Origin of the sequence: Cellulomonas septica, assembly GCF_012396155.1 — a bacterium.
Taxonomy (GTDB): domain Bacteria; phylum Actinomycetota; class Actinomycetes; order Actinomycetales; family Cellulomonadaceae; genus Cellulomonas; species Cellulomonas septica.
Map to the genome: position 1 here is coordinate 1 of NZ_JAAXOY010000594.1, position 2253 is coordinate 2253.

A 2253-nucleotide genomic window follows, 5' to 3' on the forward strand; every position below is an offset into this window, starting at 1 on the left:
TGCCCCACGCGGTCTCGCTCGGCACGCCGTTGATGTTGGCCTCGAGCTGGTTGCCGAGGTTCCAGCCCTTGCCCATCGCGGTGACGAGCTGCGCGGCGGCGCCCGCGAGCGCGTCGTGATCGTGCAGCGGCTCGTCGTCAAGCGCGTCGGCGCCGACGTCGCCGTCGCGTGCTACCTCGACCGCTCCCCCGCGGTCCCGCCCAAGGAGCACGTCGCGGTCGCCGGGCAGCGCGACCGCGGCGCGGGCCGCCCGACGAAGCGCGACCGCCGCCTCATCGAACGTCTCCGCGGCCACTGACCGACGGGCGGGTGCCACACTCCTCGCCATGACACCGACCGTGGCCGGGCTGCTCGACCGCGCGCGATCCTCCGACTGGCAGGACAGGGCCGAGGCGGGGCGGGCACTGGCTCCCCTCGTCGACGACGTCGCCGAGGTCCGCGCGGTGGTCGTCGACCTGCTGCTCGACCCGGAGGACACGGCGGTGTCGGACAGCACGTCGAGGACGCTCCTCGACCACGGGTCGCCGGTCGCGTGGCGGCTCTTCGCGCAGGCATGGGCACGGGCGCAGCCCGACCTCCTCGACCACCTGCATGCGACGTTCGTCGGCGTCCGCGCGACCGCCGCCATGGCGGGCGACCCGACGGAGGAGACCCTGCGAGCGCGCCTCACCGCTCTCGCGGAGGACGCCGATCCCAGCGTCCGCTCCGCGGTGCGGGGCCTGCTGGGCGACCCGACGCGCTGAGTCCCGGCGTCGAGGTCGCCGGCGGGCGCGGTCCGGCCCGACGGCGTGGGCGCACGGGGGCGCGGTCAGGCCCGGTGGCTAGACGCCCTCGACGCCCTGCGCGCGCATCCAGGCGTCGACGCCCGTGACGGCGAGGATCTCAGTCACCGGGCGCGGGGCGCCGTGGAGGCGCACGCGGCGGCCGGACTCGGTCGCGTCGCGGATCAGACGGACCAGGAGCGACAGGCCGGTCGAGTCGACGAACGTCACGTCCGCGCAGTCGACGACCACGTCCTGGTCGCCCGTGGCGAGGGCTGCCCACACGGGTGCGGCGGACTCGCGCACGGCGAGGTCGACGGCGCCCTCCAGGGTGATGCGCAGGACGGACCCCTCGGTCGCCACCGCGATGCCGCCGCTCACGCGCTCACCTCCGTCCGCAGCCCGAGCCGGGCCGACAGGGCCATCGCGTCGACGGGCGCGCGGACCTTCACGTCGTTGTCGAAGTAGACGAACACGTCGCGCCCCTCCGACGCGGGCGCCGCGCCGCGCAGCCGTCGCGCGTCGGCCGGATCGCCCCCGTCCGCCCAGGTGCGGACCTTCGCGGCCCAGCGGTCGAGCGCGTCGTCCTCGTAGCCGCTCGTGTAGAGCTCGGTGTCGCCGTGCAGGCGGACGTAGACGACGTCGGACGTGACGTCCTCGATGACGGGCCACCGGCCGGCGGTGTCGGCGACGACCAGCCCGACGTCGTGCGCGCGCAGCAGGTCGACGAGCTCGGGCGTCTCGAACGACGCGTGCCGCACCTCCAGGACGTGCCGCAGCGGGCGGTCGGCGTCGGTGGTCGTCCACGCCCGGTCGTCGAGCCGTTCGTCGTGCCGCGTCGCCATCTCCGCCGCGGCGGCCGTCGTGCGCGGCAGCAGGTCGAAGAACGCGGCGAGCCGGTCGGGGTGGAACCCGAGGGTGGGCGGGAGCTGCCAGAGGATCGGGCCGAGCTTGGCGCCGAGCGCGAGGACGCCGCTCGCGAGGAAGTTCGCGACCGGCGTCTCGACGTCGGCGAGCTTGCGCATGTGCGTGACGAACCGCGGGCCCTTCACGGAGAAGAGGAAGTCGTCGGGCGTCTGCTCGGCCCACGCGCGGTAGCTCTCGGGGCGCTGCAGCGAGTAGAAGGAGCCGTTGATCTCGATGCTCGTGAGCCGGCGCGCGGCGTAGTCGAGCTCGAGCCGCTGGGGCAGGCCGCGCGGGTAGAAGACGCCACGCCAGGGGGCGTAGCGCCAGCCGCTGATCCCGACCCGGATGGCCACCGGCACAGCCTGCACGGCGGACGCCAGACCGGCATCCGGAAGGGCGCACACTGGTCGGGTGACCGTCGAGAGCTCCCCCGCGCGTGGCCCCGAGGGCGACGCGGCGGCCCCGGTGCTCGTCGACGTCTACCGCCCGGCCGGTCGTCTCGACGTGCGCCGCACGGTCGCGCCGCACCGTCGCGGTGCCGCGGACCCGTGCTGGTGGACCGCCCCCGACGGCGCGCTCTGGCACG

4 protein-coding genes are annotated in these 2253 nt (G+C 75.5%); 1 reads left to right on the forward strand and 3 read right to left on the reverse strand.

What is annotated here, in order from left to right; all coding sequences use genetic code 11:
- Positions 1-328, reverse strand: a 328-nt coding sequence (locus HGA02_RS17000; protein ID WP_168680355.1) for a hypothetical protein, incomplete at its 3' end; no start/stop codon positions are given.
- Between HGA02_RS17000 and HGA02_RS17005 the strand changes: the two genes are divergently transcribed.
- Positions 327-743, forward strand: coding sequence for a hypothetical protein (locus HGA02_RS17005; RefSeq protein WP_168680357.1), 417 nt, complete (start codon positions 327-329; stop codon positions 741-743). The two genes, HGA02_RS17000 and HGA02_RS17005, sit on opposite strands and share 2 nt — an antisense overlap.
- A gap of 78 nt (positions 744-821) precedes the next feature.
- On the opposite strand, the gene HGA02_RS17010 is transcribed toward HGA02_RS17005, so the two are convergent.
- The gene (locus HGA02_RS17010) at positions 822-1142 is read right to left on the reverse strand and encodes an STAS domain-containing protein (protein ID WP_168680359.1); all 321 of its coding nucleotides are present in this window, start codon (positions 1140-1142) and stop codon (positions 822-824) included.
- Positions 1139-2026, reverse strand: coding sequence for a DUF72 domain-containing protein (locus tag HGA02_RS17015; RefSeq protein ID WP_168680361.1), 888 nt, complete (start codon positions 2024-2026; stop codon positions 1139-1141). The genes HGA02_RS17010 and HGA02_RS17015 overlap by 4 nt, the downstream gene beginning before the upstream one ends.
- Positions 2027-2253 lie beyond the last annotated feature (227 nt).